This is a genomic window from Acidobacteriota bacterium (assembly GCA_020845575.1).
In the GTDB taxonomy this organism is placed as follows: domain Bacteria; phylum Acidobacteriota; class Vicinamibacteria; order Vicinamibacterales; family Vicinamibacteraceae; genus Luteitalea.
Genome location: JADLFL010000054.1, coordinates 87,905 through 104,032 on the forward strand (window position 1 = coordinate 87,905; position 16,128 = coordinate 104,032).

The window sequence follows — 16,128 nt, forward strand, 5'->3', positions numbered from 1 at the left end:
CTACCCTCAGAACGAATACCGCAACGCGACTTCGACCTCCCGAGCGCCTCCTCGCGGCCCCGCCGTAGCCGTGATGGTCCCGTACGTGTCGGCTGTCGCGAAGAAGCCCATGTTGTTCGAACCAGACACCCAGAAGTTCGCGGTGTTGAACGCGTTGAAGGCACTGATGCGCGCATCCATGCGCTGGCCGCGCCACGGAAGCGGAATCGCCTTGTTGATGCTGAGATCCACGACCGAGTACGAGGGCCCTCGCAGCACGTTGCGCGATCCCGCGCCACCGGGCCTGGTCTGCTGGAGTTGCGCGCGCGCGGCCGCCGGATCGGCGAACAGGTTCGGTCGCCCGTTCGGACCCGTGCGCGTGAGATCCGTCCGCAGCTCACCCTCGACCGTCGCCGGCCCGCTGAGGATGAAGGCGGTGGAGCGTGGCGCCCCGTTGGCGATGATCACCGGAAGACCCGAGCGCCACCGCCAGATGCCGGACACGCTCCAGCCGCCAAGGAGGCCGCGGAGCGGGCCTCCGGGGCTGGGCAGTTCGATCGACGCGTTGGCGTTCACGTTGTGGCGAACGTCGTAGTCCGCGTACGCCCAATGGAGATCCGGTTCGAGGGAGTTGTGAAGCTGGCCCTCGCTGCCCAGGCTTCCACCCACCAGGGGCGATCCTCCGGACGCGTTCTCTGCCGCCGACACCAGATCCCGAGCGACGCCGAAGACGTAGTTCACCGCGAATGACGTGCCTCGCGCCTGACGCCGCACCGTGAGCTGCAGACTGTCGTACTCCGAGCGTCCTCCCCCGGACCATGTCGGCAGCCACTGGAACTGCGGCACGAACAGCACGAAGCCGTCGCGTTCCGGGTCCACCGTCGTGTTCCAGGGACTGTTCCCGCCAGTGCTGGTATCCAGCGTCGAGAGCGATCGCGCCCAGTTCGGCGCGTTCGTCGCCATGAACGCGTAGAACGCCTGACTCGGTGTCATCGAGGCGAACGCCTGGTTGTTCAGCCGTGCCGCGAGGTACGCCGGCAAGCCGGGCATCATGTTCTCGACGAACGGGATCACCGGCACGCCGGAGGGTGCAGCCGGGTTGATGGCCGGCCGCGTGATGTCCGGACCGATGAGATCGGCCGCCACGTTCTGCGCCTGCCAGAACGTCTGTCCGGACGAGGGATCGGTCAGCAGCCCGGACAGCTGCGCGTAGTCCTTCTTCAGCAGCAGGTCCTTGCCGCGTGTTCCGACATACGCGACGTCGATCACCACGCCGCGGCCGAGATCACGCTGGAACGACACGCTGGTGCTCAGTGAGTAGGGCGTGCGGACCGCATCATCGACGGCGAATCCGAACGCGGTGAAGTTGGCCGGGACCGTCGCCGGGAAGCTCCCACTCGACGGGATGGCGAAGTACGCGCCGAGATCCGGCAGTCCCGTGCATCCGGACGAACCGCAGGTGCCGCTCATGCGGCTGCACGCCCAGGACGTCGAACACCGTGGACGAGGGTATCGTGCAGGTGAGGGCCTGCGGCGGGCCGTCTCCTGTCAGGTTGTACTGCGTCAGGTAGTAGGCACCGACGCGCGAGAAGATCGCCTGCTCGCGCTCCAACTCCCTGTACTCACGAAGCGCGAGGCGCCCTGCCCCACCGTCGATATCAGCATGGAGCGCAACGATGCGATCGGAGTCCGGGTACGGCAGGGGCCGCCACAGGAGTGCATCGGCAATGCTCAGGATCGCGGTGACGGCGCCAAGGCCGATGGCAAGCGTCAGGACGACGGCTGCCGCGAGGGAGGGGTGGCTGGTGAACGTGCGTGTGCCCAGACGGAACCAGCGCATCGTGCCAGTGTCCGGATTCTGCCCTGACCACGCAGCCGACACCGCACGAGCGGTCGCTATCGCCCAACCGGCGGCTCACGCGAACGGCCTGCCCGCATCACAGGCTTCAGAGTGGCCCTACCGATGTCCTGCTCGAGCATGGCCTACACAGCCACGATGTCGAGCAATTTGCCGAGCCCGGCGAAGTCGTCGGGATTCCTCGTGTAGAGCGGAAGGCCTGCTGCCACGGCTGTCGCGGCGATCAACAGATCCATCGCACGCGCACCACGTGCCTTGCGGCCGCCTGCCAGGACAGCTGCATAGACACGCCCATAGGCTCTGGCCACAGCCGCGTCCATCGGAAGCGGGTCGAAGGTGGCCTCCACACGCTGGAGACGTTCCTGTCGGCGCGCTCGCTCCACAGGGTCTTTCGTCGCATGCGGGCCTGCGGTCAACTCGGCGAGCGTCACCGCCGAGATGCTGATCTCGAGAGGCAGTTGCGCCGGAGCAAGTTCGGCGAGATCGATGACGACCGACGTGTCGAGCAAACCGCGTGGATCGCGGGGCTCACGCGCGCGGGGTGGGGTCCTGGTCGATGAAGGCATCGACATCCTTCCGGAACCGCCGCCGGTCGATTCGCGGGGATCCGCTGAGTGCGGCAATGGCTGTCGCCGCGGAGACGAACACGCGCTGACGAACGGGCTGCAATTCGCCGACAGGCACGCCGTTTCGGGTCACGACGAAGGCGTGTCCCTTGTCCAGGTCGCGCATGATGCGTCCGCTGTCGTTGCGGAGCTCGCGCTGTGTGATGTGTCTGGACATGACAGCCAAGTGTAGCACGTGCGCTACATCCACGACGCTCCCACGCATCCGACACCACACGAGCAGTCGCTCTCCACAAACAGGTGGCTCGCGCGCGTGAATGGCCAGTTTCCTAAGCCTGCTGTACGCCTCGGCAGATTCTCCTCACTTGACACGCCGTTCGACGGCTACCCTGTTGCGTCTACACCTCATCGGGAATCCGGCGAGGAGAGCGTGCAACCCACGAGCCCCCATGACCATCAAAGCCTACGGCGCCCATGCCGGCGACCAGCCTCTTGTCTCCCTGGACATCACACGGCGCGCTCCTGGCGCGCATGACGTCCAGATCGCCATCGCCTACTGCGGCATCTGCCATTCGGACGTCCACCAGGTGCGCTCGGAGTGGGCGGGCACGCTGTACCCGTGCGTACCGGGACACGAGATCGTCGGGCGTGTGGCGGCGGTGGGCGCGCATGTGTCGGGCTTCGCACCGGGCGATCTCGTCGGCGTGGGCTGCATCGTCGACAGCTGCCAGCAGTGCGACGACTGCGCGGCAGGTCTCGAGAACTATTGCGACGGCATGATTGGCACGTACAACGGCCCGACGCCAGACGCTCCCGGGCATACGCTCGGCGGCTACTCGCAGCAGATCGTCGTCCACGAGCGCTACGTGCTTCGCATCAGACACGCCGAGGCGCAGCTGGCTGCCGTGGCACCGCTGCTCTGTGCGGGCATCACCACGTACTCGCCGCTGCGCCACTGGAACGTCGGACCGGGGCACAGAGTGGGCGTGGTCGGCATCGGCGGCCTGGGCCACATGGGTGTCAAGCTCGCGCACGCGATGGGTGCACACGTCGTCGCCTTCACCACGTCCGAGTCCAAGCGTGAAGCCGCCAGGACACTGGGGGCCGACGAGGTCGTGGTGTCCCGCAACGCCGACGAGATGGCCGCGCAGACCAAGCGCCTGGACTTCATTCTGAACACCGTTGCCGCGCCACACGATCTCGACGCATTCCTCGCGCTGCTGAAGCGCGACGGCACGATGGCGCTGGTGGGCGCGCCGGCCACGCCGCATCCGTCGCCCAACGTCTTCGGCCTCATCATGAAACGCCGCAGCCTGGCCGGCTCGCTGATCGGCGGCATCCCGGAGACGCAGGAGATGCTCGACTTCTGCGCCGAGCGCGGCATCGTCGCCGACATCGAGCTGATCCGCGCCGAGGGTATAAACGACGCCTACGAGCGGATGCTCGCAGGTGACATCAAGTATCGGTTCGTGATCGATAACGCATCGCTCTCGGCGTGACCGTCCGAGGAACCCGTTGCATCGCGGTCAGCGCCGCTATCCGGCCGGCGCTGGCTGCATCCAGCGGCACGACGTGCTCGCGAGACTCGCGTTGGGCGGTCCGGTCGGGGCCGCGAAGGAGCGGTTCTCCGGCCCGCTAGTACGATACCCGCAGGCCCACGTGTGCGGCCCGCGGCGAGCCCGGGTACAGCACACGCGCATCGGCACCCGCGACATTGAGCACACCAAGCGTGGCGACATAGTGCCGATCGAACACATTGCGCACCTCGCCGAACAGTTCCCACCGTCGACTCGAGAGGCCGGCGCGCACCCCCATGAGACCGTAGGCGTCGACGCCATACGTGCTGGCGAAGTCGGCCGTTCGCTGCCCGACGAGATCGAAGGTCGGACCAGCGTAGAAGCCACCCGCGTGCCGATAGATGATCTCCCCGCGCGCAGCGTACCGCGGCGCCGCCGGCAGGCGGTTGTCCCCGTAGATCGGATCTCCATCGAAACGGAATCGATTGATCGTCAGGCTGACGAGCGGATCGATGCGGTGGCGATCGCCCACGGGCATGCTGACGCTGCCGAGCGCTTCGATACCAGCGTGAACGGTCCTGTCGATGTTCGTCGTCAGGCTGTTGCCCGGCGCACCAGGATCGTCAACGGAGAGGATCTCGTCGTCGATGCGCGCGTAGTAGGCCGTGACGTCCCATGACCAGCGCGGACCGGACGCCTGGCTTGCTGTCGATCGGAGTCCGATCTCGCCCACCGTCCCCGACATCGGTTCGAGCGTCGCACCGCCGCCGGCGACGTTGTCTTCCATCTGGAACGTCGTCGGTGCTTCGTAGAGACGGCTGACGTTCCCGTAGACCTCGACCGCCGGTGACAGTGACGCAATCGCACCGGCACGCGGGCTGAACGCCGTGTAGCGTCGCCTCGGATTGTTGACGTCGCCATTCCGTGCGTCGGTCGTGCGAACATCACGCGCGCCAGTCGACACCTGCGCGCCAGCGACGACGGTCCATCGACTGGAGGCGTGCCAACGATTCATGAGGTACGCCTCCGTGCTGTCTGCGCGGTTGTCGACGTACTGATTGATCCCGTTCTTGCGCCCACCGTCGTTGAAGTAGTTGCCGCCCTCGACCGAGCCCCGGCCGTAGGTCACGCCCATCACCAGGTCGTGCGCGCCGACCTTGTGGTTGTAGCGCACCACGCCGCCAAGATCGCGATGGTCCGTGTCGATCAGCAGGCTGAAGACCTCGACCGGGGGCGTCGGCCCGGGGCCATCGAAGTCAATCATGACCTTGTCGACGATCGGGTGGTAGAGCGACTGGGCCTCGTAGGACAGCCCGACCATGAGCGACCGGTTCGGCGCGGGGGTCCACATCGCGCGCGCCGCCACACGCGCGGTGGTGAGGTCCTTTCCGTAGTTGCCACCGAGCGCCTGTCCGCTGGCCTGATTCGGATCGACGGCACTCTCGTCGCGCGTGAGCGCACCCGGCAGGTGCTGCCGGTTGTTGACGTATGTGCCGAACACGCGCACCTCGACCGTGTCGGACGCCTGCCACCCGGCGTTCGTATAGACGCCCCAGCGCCGCTGACGACTGTGCTCGCGATACCCGTCGAACTGCCGGCCCTCGAACGTTACCAGGCCGTCGAGCGCGCCACGTGTACTGCCGATGGTGGCGCGACCGTTGAACGGCCCATAGCTGCCACTGTCGAGGGATACCGACACCGGCGAGCTGTTGCGCGCTGTCGGTGAGACGAAGTCGATCGCCCCTCCCAGGGTGCTCGCACCGTAGGTCAGCGCGTTGGCACCACGCGCGATGGCGGCGTACCGGATACTGAGCGGATCGACGACGCGGTTGTGATTGTTGCCGTCGGCCGACGTGACGGGTAGCCCGTCCTGGAACATCTTGATCCCGTTCCGATCGTAGTCCACCGAATCCAGATTGGACCCGCGACTCGAGAAGAAGATCTCGTCGCCACCGGCACTGCTCTCGGCCCACACGCCGGGCACATAGCGCAACGCATCGGCCATGCCGGTGATCGAACGGCGGAAGAGTTCGTCGCCGTCCACGACCGTCACGCCGCCTGGCGTCAGGGCCCGCTGCCGCTCGATCGCGGTACGCTCGCGGGCACCAGTGACGACCACACTCTCGGCGAGCGTCGACACCCCGAGTCGCACATCGACGGTGGCGGCGGCATCCGAGACGGCGCTGACGTGTCGTTCGGCCGGCTCGAATCCTGATGCCGCAACGCGGAGCGTGTACGCGCCGGGCGGAACGTCTTCGAAGTGATAGCGCCCCTGGTCGTCGGCGATGGTCGCCCGACGGGCGATGCGGGTGCCAACGAGTTCGACCGTCGCCCCGGGGACCGCCGCCCCTGTCTGATCCGCGATGCGTCCGCCGATGACAGCCGCCTGCTGCGCCGAGATCGCGGTCGTTGTTGCCAACAGCATCGCGAACAGCGCGAGCGTCACGCGATGACCAAGCACGTTCATGTCTTCACACTCCCGAGCGGATTGTACGGACGACCTGCAACAGCGAGGGTGTGGCGTTTCGTCGCAGGGCGGTGCGTCACGCAGCGCGGAGACGCCGAGCATCCATGAGGCTCGCCAGTACCGCGCAGTGTCTGCCGCGGTGCTGGCGGGCGTGACGTCCCCCGCGACAACATGACGCACCCCTCTGGCCCTCGTGGCGTGCACACAATGGCGCGGTGAGAGGATGTCGCGTCAGCATCGTCGGTGTCGCGCTCGTCATCGGTACGGTGAGTGCGGGCTGCCAGCAGACCGACACACCTGCCACGGGTGAGCCGCGCGTTACTGCACGTCACGCCATCGCGAGTCCGGCGCGCGCGAACGCCGTGCACCTCGTGTCGCTCGACACGGCCATCGAACTGCGCTGGACATCGTCGGGCTCGTCACGCGTGGCGAGGAGTGCAGATGGTGGCATGACGTTCGGATCGCCGAGTACCGACGAGACACGCATGACTCCCACCGGCGCCCTTCGCGTGTCGCCGACAGCCGATGCGGGCGTGTGGCACATCGAAGATCCCGGTGGCGACGCCAGCGCACCGTGGGCGGTCGCACTCCCGTCGCTGATCCCTCTTGCGCGACCTGTCGCTGTCAGCGAGCCGACGGGGACAACCGTGCTCGTCACCGTCGAGACGCGTCAGACAAGTGCGGTGGTGATGCTGCAGCGCTACGTCCGCGCGCCGCGCATCGCTCCCGGCGCGCCAGCCATGCGCGTCGCGTGGCCCATCGAGATAGGCCGCCCGACGGGTGCGCCGGGCCAACCCGCCGTCACGGTGGTGCCGGGTGCCGCTGTCGTCGCGTGGGCCGAGTCGGATGCCGTCCGCGTGGTCCGCGTCGACCTGCCCCCCGTCCTCTGCCGACACCCACTCGGGTCCGTGCTGTGAGACGTCGCCGCGTGCACGCCATCGCTGTCTGGGTCGCACTCGTCTGCCCGCTGGTCGCGGCCGCGCAAGTCGTGTCGGCGCAGGAGCCGGCGCGTGGGGATGTCGGCACGCGCGCGGGCGTGCTCGCCGCACGCCTCATGAGCCCGTACTGCCCGGGCCTCACCCTGGCAGCGTGTCCGTCCGGCGCGGCGACGACGCTGCGCATGGACATTGCAAGGCGCCTGTCCGACGGAGAGACGCCGGAGGCGATTGTCGACGACCTCGTGGCACGCTTCGGCGACGAGATTCGCGGCATGCCGAGCACGCGTGGTATCGGCCTCGGTCTCTGGCTCGCCGTGCCGGCCAGTGGAGTCCTCGTCCTCGCCGCCCTGCGTGCGGCCGCACGGCGCGGACCGTCGACGACGCGCGAAACCGACACGCCGCTGATCGTCACGCCGAGCGCGCGCCTGCTGGAGCGACTCGACGAAGAACTCGAGCAGATGGAATGACGCGGGCCGCCACGCTCGGCCTCCTCTTGCTGGTGACGGCCGCGTGCGATGCGCCGGCTCACCGCGATTCCCCCGCGCGCCCCGCGACTTTCGCCGTCCCGACACCGTCACCGTGGCTCGCACGGTCGAAGCGATGGCCGAGGTGATCGCTCGCGGTGGGCCGCCTTCCTCCTCACCCTCGGCGACGCGTCGCCGTCAACCAGCAGAGAAAAGGAGCCGTGACATGTGTCGTTCGCTCAGATGGAGTCTCCCGTTCGTGCTCATCGCCATGGGGGTCGCCATCCCGTGCGCCGCTCAGGACGCGGGTATCCGCGGCGAGGGGGCCTGGATTCGCCAGCCTGCGCCGTCGCGCGACGTGACGGCCGCGTACGTGGTGCTCGTCAACGACGGCGATACGCCGGTGTCCATCGTCTCCGGCACGAGCACCGCCGCCACGACGATCGAACTCCATGAGATGGCGATGAAGGACGGCATGATGCGGATGCGGCGCGTGCAGGAGATCGTCGTTCCACCACGGGGGCGGATCACCCTCGCGCCTGGCGGCCTGCACCTGATGCTCTTCGGCCTGACGTCGCCCCTGCAGGTCGGCGCGCGCGTCGAGCTCGTACTCGGCACGGCCGATGGCAAGACGATACCCGTGCAGGCCGACGTCAGGACCGCGGACGCGCTCCGATGATCCGCCTCGCGACGCTACTGAGCCTCTGCCTCGCGCTGGCCGCGTGTCGCCAGCCACAGCCGTTGCCCGTGCTGTCCGTCGGCGGCGACTTCACGCTCACCGATCAGAACGGGCAGCCCTTCCAGTCATCGTCGCTGCGTGGCCAGGTCGTCCTGGTGTTCTTCGGCTACACGTTTTGTCCCGACGTCTGTCCGACGACGCTCTCGAAACTGAGTGCCGTCACGCGCCGCCTGGGCACTGATGCCGCGCGCGTCAAGACGGTGTACATCACTGTGGATCCGGCACGTGACACCCCCGCGGTCATGCGCGAGCATCTCGGCCTGTTCCGGGTGGATGCCGTGGGGCTCACCGGCTCCGATGCCGCGATCGCGCAGGTGGCGCAGCAGTTCGGTGCGGCGTACGAGATCGAGCCGACCGATTCGGAGGCGGGCTATCTCGTGGCACACACGACCATGCTGTACGGCATCGATCCCGAAGGACGGACCCGTATCCTCTTCAGGTACGAGGCGCCCGTCGACGAGATCGTCGACGGGATTCGCGCCATGCTCTGAGCAAGGCGAGCACTCGACGCCAGGCTCCGCGAAGCGCCGACGCCGCCGCCGGCTAGTGGTGGACAGCACGCAGTGCCAGGGGCGTCAGCGTGACGGCGACGTGCCCGGACTCGTTCCACGTCCACGTCCATCGATGCGTTTCCCTGGAGCGATGCGCATCGCCCATCGAACGTCCAGTGACGCTCGCGACGGCGGGTGTCGCTTCGAGCACGACTTCGCTGGCCGCGCTGGCCGCAAGGATCTGCGCCAGCGTCGCCACCAGTCTCGTCATGGCCTGAGTCACGGCCCAGGCAAGCAGGCCGCCCAGTACGACGAAGGCGCCGCTTGCCGGCAGCATCCCCTTCAGGAAGCCCAGCGCGGGCGCCAGCGCGACCGACTCCGGCACCTCGATCCATACGGACCACGGAATGCCCGCGAGCGCGATCTCCGTGCCGCGCCATTCTGACCCGTCCGCACGCCGATAGCGCACGATCTCGGTTTCAGTGGCCGGCGGCGGCGCGTCGACCCGGTCCTGCAGGTCCGTCCAGACGCCGGATTGCCGAGACCCGACGCGGATCGCTCCGCCGTCGCTCAGCAGCCGGTTGATCAAGTCGGCGGCCGCCGGCGTCGCCATACGACGGCGAAGCACCAACAGTCCCGGCTCGCTCCGTTCCTCGTCGCTTGCCTGAACCTCGATTGCCAGCTCGGAGTACACCAAGGGCCCACTGGCAAGAACCGGTCGCAATCCCGCGGCGGCCGGAGGCTCGGAGACGTGCGAGACAGGCAGGCCGGGGCCGTCGGAGCCCGAAGGCGCGATGGCGCTGGCTATCCGTGTCTTCGACGCCGTCCACAGCTCGACGCTCAACAGCTGGGACGTCGAGTGCAGTACGGTCTCGACCTGCCGTTGGGCGGCGGCCATCGCCGCAGGATCGGACGGTCGAAGGCCGCCCCGGATCGCAGGATGTGCTGCCGCGCGGCGGGCCTCTTCATGGCGCTGCGCGGTCGACTGCGCCAGCACCCGGCCCCATTGTCTGGCCGCGCTCTGTAGGCGCTCGTCCGCGGCAACGACAACGGCCTTCCTGACCGCCAGATACGCCGCAAGCCCCCCAGCGGCGACAGTGAGCAGCAGAAACACCGCGAGGATGAGCGGCAGTCGCCTGCGCAACGAACCCCAACGGCGCGCAACGCCAGGTTGAGGCCTGTCCGCCGCCTTCGCGTTCAGGTCGGGCGGCAGGGTCGGAGCAGAGTCACCCATTGGTGGTCCCTCGTGCGTCAGTGTTCTTCAAGCCATTCGCTGGCGCCGAAGAATCATATGACTCCTCTATCGGCGATCAGCGACGAAGCGTGAGCTGGCTGCAACCGGACGATCGTGTCCTTGCAGAAGTCCTCCGGCGCGGCCGTCTCTGTCGAGAGGACCGCTCCGGCAGAGTGCGCCTGACTTCCTTCTGGTAGAGTCTTGGCCGTCGATGCACCGCGGACGCCGTCATCCCGAACATCGCCGCGCACGCTGCACGCGCGTGCGCCTGCACTGATTGTCCGTGCCTGCAGACGACGCCATTCCACCGTTCGTCGGTCGAGAGGCCGAACTCGCGTGGCTTCGTGAGCTGTGGAACGAAGCCACACCCCCCGGACGTACAGGGCCGCGCCTCGCCGTACTCATCGCGGAGACCGGCCTCGGCAAGTCGCGCATCGTCCAGGAGTTCTATAGGCAACTCGTCGCCGATCCCGTCTGGAACGATAGCGGCTATTGGCCCGACGCTTTCACGGACGCGACATCGGTCGCGCACGTGAACCCGGACCTGACGACGCATGCGCCGCCGGGACCACCTCGCTTCCTCTGGCTCGGCACGCGGTGGCTCGACGTGGACGCGCGCAATGCCGAGGCGCGCCGGCTCGCCATTCCCGATCTGCGCGAACGACTGGCGTCCCACGTTCGCACGGCCATCCATCACGCCCCGCTGTGGAACCGTCTGCGCGGCACGTACGCGCGCGTGCTGAAGGATCACGGTCTCGCGGGCGGACTCGAACAGGTCGTGCAGGAAGGCACAGGCAAGCTGTTCGAGGCGGCGACGGGCGGGCTGCCGTTCGGCGGACTGCTCGTGACGCTGGCCAAAGCGGCGCCGAGCGTCTTTGCCGGCCCCGATCGCCCTGTCGATCACGCGGCGGGCGTTCGCGCTGACGCGATGGATGCCTTCCTCGACGAGTTGCACGAGGTGTTCGGCGGCTTCGGTGGTGGCGGTCTCGTGCTGCCCACCGTGCTGTGGCTGGACGATGCGCAATGGGCGGATGAGGATACGGTGTCCGTGCTGCGCCGGGTGTGGGAACGCGGCGTCGAACGCAACTGGCCGCTGCTCATCGTCGTCACGCATTGGGAACGCGAGTGGCGCGTGCTGGGCACACTCGACGGGCAGTCGCGCGCCGCCTCGCTGCGCCGCTTCGATGATGAGCCCGGTGCGCACACGCGCATCCTGGAAGCCGCGTCGGAGGCCGATCTCGATGCCGTGCTGCGCGCACGCCTGCCCGGCCTCACGGTCCTGCAGCGGCAACTCGTGCTGTCGCGGGCCGGTGGCAACTTCCTCACGCTGGTGGAGAACATCGGCGAACTCGTGTCGCAAGCAGCCAACTTCATCGGGCGGGACGTGGGGGGCCCGCTCGCAAAGGCTGGCGAGCGGCGCGTGGCCGACTGGGAGTCCGATCGTGAGCGCCGCGTGCGACAGCGATTCGCCGCGCTGGACGAACAGGTCCGCGATCTCCTTGGCTGGTCGAGCCACGGCGGGCAGCGCTTCCTGCACGAAGTGATGGCGCGCTTCCTCGCCGCACGACACGGGCGGACAGACGACAGCGTCGATGCGCAGGCGGCGCTCGACCCATGCGTCGATCCGCTCGCCATCCTGTCGAAGCCCTCGTCGATGTTCTTCGAGTTCCGCGACGTGACCCTCCACCGCTGCGCGCGCGAGTACTTCGACCTCTATCTCGCCGAGCAGGATGAACCCGCCCTCGTGTCGGCATTGCGGGACACGCTGGCAGGCTGGATCAACGCCTGCTACGACGCATCGGGCGAGTTCGCGCAGTGGGGATGGACGGAGGACGGTGAGTACGACGAGTCGACGCCACTGCTGATGCGGCTGGACGTGACGGCACGCCGCGAGATCATCACGCGCGCGGCACGCGATCTCCCGATCGATGAAGAGGGATGGGACTCGCCCGTGCGTCAGGCCGGGTTGAGGGCACGCCTGTGGCTGATGGACGTATGTGCCGGCGAGCACCTGTGGCGCGAAGTGGCGCGGGTGGCTGACTCACTCTCCACGCTCGATGGCCATACGCTGACGCCCGGTGTCGTCGCGCCGTGGATGCTCGTCAGGGCCGCGGCATATGCCCGCCTGGCGGGTGCCGGGAACGCGGAGCGCCTTCAGGACACGGCCATCGCCTTCGCACGGGAGGTGGCTGGAAGCGATTCGGGAGCCTATGCGGATGCGCTGATCGCGCGCGGCAGGGCGATCGCCGAACGCGCGCCGCAGGACGGTGTGCGGCTGCTCGAGCAGGCACTGGACGTGTACGACGCACTCGAAGGACCGACAGGCCACAACGTGCTTCGCGTGAAGGGTGCACTGGCACTCGCCTGCGTCCAGACCGGCGACGTGGCGCGCGAAGAACAGCTGCTCCGTAACATCGTCGAGACCGAACGCATCCGGATGCTGCCCGAGGACTCGCGCCGCTCGCGCGCGCTGGAGATGCTCGGCTGGCTCTACACACGCACGAGGCGCCTGGATGACGCGGAGCCGCTCCTCGAAGAGTCGCTGGCCATCCAGCGGAAGTGGGAGGCGTATGACGAGGACATGCCGGCAAGCCGCCAGGTGGACGTCGTGTCATCGCTCGTCAGCCTCGCCGAACTCCGGCAGGCCCAGCATCGCCTGTCGGACGCGGACACACTCCTCCAGGAGGCCCTGACGAAGGCGCGCCGCCGCGGCGACGATCCCGGCCAACTACTGCCCATGTGGGCCTTGAGCCTGTTGTGGGGCGAACAACGGCGTCTCGACGACGCGATCACCCTCGTCGACGAGGCCCTCGAGTTTGGTCGGCGTGTGCTCGGACCAACACACGCGCAGCTCACCAAGTTCGAAGAACTGCGAGCGGAGTTGATCGAGCTGCGAAGCGACGACTCCACCTCGTCGTCCGGCTCTGCCTAGGTCACGGACTTTGCACCGGTTGGCATTGGAGGCGCCGCCCGGATTCGAACCGGGGATGGAGGTTTTGCAGACCTCTGCCTTACCACTTGGCTACGGCGCCGACGTCGAGGACCTGGACTGGCCGACCGTCGCACGGAGGGCGCCAGCACGAACAATCTTCGCCGGGAGGTGCGGTGCGGAGATTGGAGCGGGAAACGGGATTCGAACCCGCGACTTCGACCTTGGCAAGGTCGCACTCTACCACTGAGTTATTCCCGCTCATGGCCGAGCGACTGCGACCCCGAAGTGTAGCACGACGCCCCGACGTCGGCGCAACCCCTGCGGCATGCGTCGCGGGTCACTGCGTGAGCTTGAGTCCTGCCACGCCGAGCAGGATCAGCGACAGGCTCACCACGCGCCAGAACGCGGCGGGTTCGCCGAGCGCGACGATCCCGAGCACGGCGGTGCCCACGGCGCCGATGCCCGTCCAGACGGCGTAGGCGGTGCCGATCGGCAGCGTGCGCGCGGCCACGCCGAGCCCGTACATGCTGCCGGCCAGCAGCACCAGCGTGACGAGCGACGGCCCGAGCCGCGTCCAGCCCGCCGTGGACTTCAGCGTCAACGCCCAGCCGACTTCGAGTACGCCCGCCACGACCAGCCACGCCCATGCGTTCATCGGGGCATTGTGCATTAGCCGGGCACCGGGCACCGTTGCGCCTACGGCGCTTCCGGTATTCGTCATTCGTCATTCGTCATTGGGCATTCCTTACGCGTCGAAGGCCCCCGCGATGATCTCCGCGCGCGCGCTGTCTCCTGCAGGCCAGTCCACGACAACGACATCGAAGCGGCAGGGTACGTCGTGGAGACGACTGCGCGCGAGGAACGCCTGCGCCACGCGGACGATCTTCCGTTGCTTGCGCCACGTGATGGCTGCCGAGCCTCCGCCGAAGCGCGCGTCGCGCCGCGTCTTCACCTCGACGAACACGAGCGTCTCGCCATGACGCGCAACGACGTCGATCTCGCCATGCGACACACGGAAGCGCTCGGCGAGGATGACGTAGCCGCGTGCGAGCAGCGCCGCGCGCGCCGCCGCCTCGCCATCGCGCCCGAGTTGCTGGCGTGGATCAGGATTCGAGAGAATCTGGACGGCATCCTGCATACGACAAGCGATGCAGGTTCCTTACCAGTCAGGCAATCGCGCCGATCGCGGGAATCCCCTGTGATTCAGACGATGGCGCTGCCGCGCATCGCAGAATCCGCGATCGACGACCTGTGAGATGTTGCGGAAACCGCCACGTCAACCACTACGACCGTGCCAGGGGTTGACCTGTCCGCCGTAGCCCGCAGGGCGAAGGTGGAAACCCCTGGCCTCCATTCGAATGACGCCCTCGAACTCGATGCCCCTACGACGGGGATTCCGGTGTCTCGCGGAGTGCATCAAGGTTCAGCAGCGTTCTGAGCTTGCTGGCGACCAGCACGCGCTGAACCGCTTCCAGGACGCCAAGACGGCGGGCCAGACTCGAGGCGTGAATCGTCGCCAGCTTGTGGAGCCGCAAGGCCGACCGCACTTTGAGGTGCGTCGATCGAAACGCGGGCTGTGCCGGATCGAGAATGAGATCCGACGACAGGGGCTGTGTGGGCAGTACCGAGAAAATGTACGCGACCAGCACTTCAGGAACCGGCCCGACGGTCCCCGTGAGCAACAGGGCCGGACGCAGCTTCATCCCGGGTACGTCGCCAAAGGGAAAGCGCGCGAGGTAGATCTGACCGGATTGCATGCGCCGGCTGACCGTCTTCGAGCGTGTAGATGTCTTCCCGAGAGTCCGACAGTTCGGCCGCCCACTCGGACGCAACGCCTTCCGCCCAGAGCCCGCCCGCGTCGTCCTCCCCAGGCAGCAACACGATTACGCGCGCCTGACCGGCAGGGATCTCCGTGGGCACTCGTGCGTGCAGCCGATGCTGCTCGTCGACGTCGGCGACCAGTTCTATGGCTTTCATGAAGAGCACCTGTTCGGATCGAGTCTAGCAGAGCGACACACGCAGGCACGTCTCCCCCGCTGTAGGGGCGACGCATGCATCGCCCCTACGCGTGCCAGGGGTTGAAACCCCTGGCCCCCATCTCTGACAAGGTGAGGCGGCCCTTGCACCGTTCAGGTCATGGAAGGGACCGCTCAGGGCGGGCGAGGCTGGCGTATGGGGCGGCCCATAGGGCCACCAGCGCGCCGGCGCTGCCGGCGGCGAGTTTCTCGCCATCCGGTGAGAAGCGCACGTGCCGCCAGGCTGTCGGTCCACGAAGCGACACGAGCTCGCGGCCGGTGGACACACTCCAGATCTTCACCGTCCCGTCGCTGCTGGCCGACGCGATGCGACGACCGTCGGGCGAGATGTCCACCGACCAAACGCGGTCGGCGTGTCCGGTCAGCACACTGATCGTACTGAGCGTCTTGCGGTCCCATACGCGCACCGTGTTGTCGCCGCTGCCGGTGACGATCAGCGTCCCGTCGGCCGAGAAGACGACTTCGTAGACGGTATGGTGATGCCCAAAGCGCACCAGTCGCTCGAGCGTCCGGCGAGCGTCTGCGTTCATGTCCACGCGCCCTCCCGGCAGGCCCAAGGGTCACGACTCGCCGACGGACAGCCGGCGAGTGTCCGTGCGGTCGAGCCAATTCCTGCCCATCTCGACAGGACATTGACGGTCGAAGCAGACCTACGCCGCGACAAGGCGCCTTTTGTCTCCCACGACGAAGACTTGCGACTACAACACCCGCTTGTGTGCGTGCTCACACATGCAGAAGCGTAAGTCGCAGGCGGAATGCGACATGGAAATTTCAGAATTTCGCGATTACGGGAATTTCACCGGCAGATGTAGGGGTACGCCTTGTGAGTGCCAGATCCGGCGAGCTTGTTCGGCAGCTACACCGTGGTGGCGCTGAGCGGGCCGGGCAAGCCCGGCCCCTGCGTCGT

At 67.6% G+C, this 16,128-nt stretch carries 15 protein-coding genes and 2 tRNA genes; 6 read left to right on the forward strand and 11 right to left on the reverse strand.

The genetic code is table 11. The features are described from left to right. Window positions 1-6: 6 nt before the first annotated feature. The 3 genes from IT182_15930 to IT182_15940 all read right to left on the reverse strand — a co-directional run bounded on the left by IT182_15930 (window position 7) and on the right by IT182_15940 (window position 2,620). Window positions 7-1,449: a hypothetical protein gene (locus IT182_15930; GenBank protein MCC6164839.1), complete on the reverse strand. Its 1,443-nt coding sequence runs from the start codon at window positions 1,447-1,449 to the stop codon at window positions 7-9. Window positions 1,450-1,962: 513 nt separating this feature from the next. Continuing rightward, window positions 1,963-2,403, reverse strand: a complete 441-nt coding sequence (locus IT182_15935) for a type II toxin-antitoxin system VapC family toxin (protein MCC6164840.1) — start codon at window positions 2,401-2,403, stop codon at window positions 1,963-1,965. Further along, window positions 2,366-2,620: a type II toxin-antitoxin system Phd/YefM family antitoxin gene (locus tag IT182_15940; protein MCC6164841.1), complete on the reverse strand. Its 255-nt coding sequence runs from the start codon at window positions 2,618-2,620 to the stop codon at window positions 2,366-2,368. Before IT182_15940 ends, IT182_15935 begins: the two co-directional genes overlap by 38 nt. Before the next feature lie 232 nt (window positions 2,621-2,852). Here IT182_15940 and IT182_15945 point away from each other — a divergent pair, with 232 nt between their 5' ends. Beyond that, window positions 2,853-3,902 (forward strand): NAD(P)-dependent alcohol dehydrogenase, encoded by a 1,050-nt coding sequence (locus tag IT182_15945; GenBank protein ID MCC6164842.1) that lies wholly within the window; start codon window positions 2,853-2,855, stop codon window positions 3,900-3,902. Window positions 3,903-4,038: 136 nt separating this feature from the next. On the opposite strand, the gene IT182_15950 is transcribed toward IT182_15945, so the two are convergent. Next, the gene (locus IT182_15950; GenBank protein MCC6164843.1) at window positions 4,039-6,387 is read right to left on the reverse strand and encodes a TonB-dependent receptor; all 2,349 of its coding nucleotides are present in this window, start codon (window positions 6,385-6,387) and stop codon (window positions 4,039-4,041) included. A gap of 215 nt (window positions 6,388-6,602) precedes the next feature. Between IT182_15950 and IT182_15955 the strand changes: the two genes are divergently transcribed. The 4 genes from IT182_15955 (at window position 6,603) to IT182_15970 (ending at window position 9,019) form a co-directional block, all read left to right on the forward strand. Further along, the gene (locus IT182_15955; protein MCC6164844.1) at window positions 6,603-7,304 is read left to right on the forward strand and encodes a hypothetical protein; all 702 of its coding nucleotides are present in this window, start codon (window positions 6,603-6,605) and stop codon (window positions 7,302-7,304) included. An 11-nt stretch (window positions 7,305-7,315) separates the two neighbouring features. After that, a complete protein-coding gene (locus tag IT182_15960) occupies window positions 7,316-7,792 on the forward strand; it encodes a cytochrome c-type biogenesis protein CcmH (GenBank protein MCC6164845.1) in 477 nt (158 codons plus the stop codon). Between the two features lie 223 nt (window positions 7,793-8,015). Next, window positions 8,016-8,468 (forward strand): copper chaperone PCu(A)C, encoded by a 453-nt coding sequence (locus IT182_15965; protein ID MCC6164846.1) that lies wholly within the window; start codon window positions 8,016-8,018, stop codon window positions 8,466-8,468. Continuing rightward, window positions 8,465-9,019, forward strand: coding sequence for an SCO family protein (locus IT182_15970; GenBank protein ID MCC6164847.1), 555 nt, complete (start codon window positions 8,465-8,467; stop codon window positions 9,017-9,019). Before IT182_15965 ends, IT182_15970 begins: the two co-directional genes overlap by 4 nt. Window positions 9,020-9,071: 52 nt before the next feature. Here the strand turns inward: IT182_15970 and IT182_15975 are convergent, their stop codons facing one another. Then, window positions 9,072-10,133, reverse strand: a complete 1,062-nt coding sequence (locus IT182_15975; protein MCC6164848.1) for a hypothetical protein — start codon at window positions 10,131-10,133, stop codon at window positions 9,072-9,074. Window positions 10,134-10,536: 403 nt separating this feature from the next. Between IT182_15975 and IT182_15980 the strand changes: the two genes are divergently transcribed. Further along, the gene (locus IT182_15980; GenBank protein MCC6164849.1) at window positions 10,537-13,185 is read left to right on the forward strand and encodes an ATP-binding protein; all 2,649 of its coding nucleotides are present in this window, start codon (window positions 10,537-10,539) and stop codon (window positions 13,183-13,185) included. Window positions 13,186-13,211: 26 nt separating this feature from the next. Here the strand turns inward: IT182_15980 and IT182_15985 are convergent. From IT182_15985 to IT182_16010, 6 genes are all read right to left on the reverse strand, one after another. Then, window positions 13,212-13,285: transfer RNA gene (locus tag IT182_15985), tRNA-Cys, on the reverse strand. 83 nt (window positions 13,286-13,368) lie between these two features. After that, window positions 13,369-13,443, reverse strand: a tRNA-Gly gene (locus IT182_15990). A gap of 79 nt (window positions 13,444-13,522) precedes the next feature. Continuing rightward, the gene (locus IT182_15995; GenBank protein MCC6164850.1) at window positions 13,523-13,840 is read right to left on the reverse strand and encodes a multidrug efflux SMR transporter; all 318 of its coding nucleotides are present in this window, start codon (window positions 13,838-13,840) and stop codon (window positions 13,523-13,525) included. A gap of 90 nt (window positions 13,841-13,930) precedes the next feature. Continuing rightward, window positions 13,931-14,323: a YraN family protein gene (locus IT182_16000; GenBank protein ID MCC6164851.1), complete on the reverse strand. Its 393-nt coding sequence runs from the start codon at window positions 14,321-14,323 to the stop codon at window positions 13,931-13,933. Between the two features lie 244 nt (window positions 14,324-14,567). After that, on the reverse strand, window positions 14,568-14,888 hold the full coding sequence (locus tag IT182_16005; GenBank protein ID MCC6164852.1) for a type II toxin-antitoxin system PemK/MazF family toxin: 321 nt from the start codon (window positions 14,886-14,888) through the stop codon (window positions 14,568-14,570). 431 nt (window positions 14,889-15,319) lie between these two features. Beyond that, window positions 15,320-15,751 (reverse strand): hypothetical protein, encoded by a 432-nt coding sequence (locus tag IT182_16010; protein MCC6164853.1) that lies wholly within the window; start codon window positions 15,749-15,751, stop codon window positions 15,320-15,322. Window positions 15,752-16,128 lie beyond the last annotated feature (377 nt).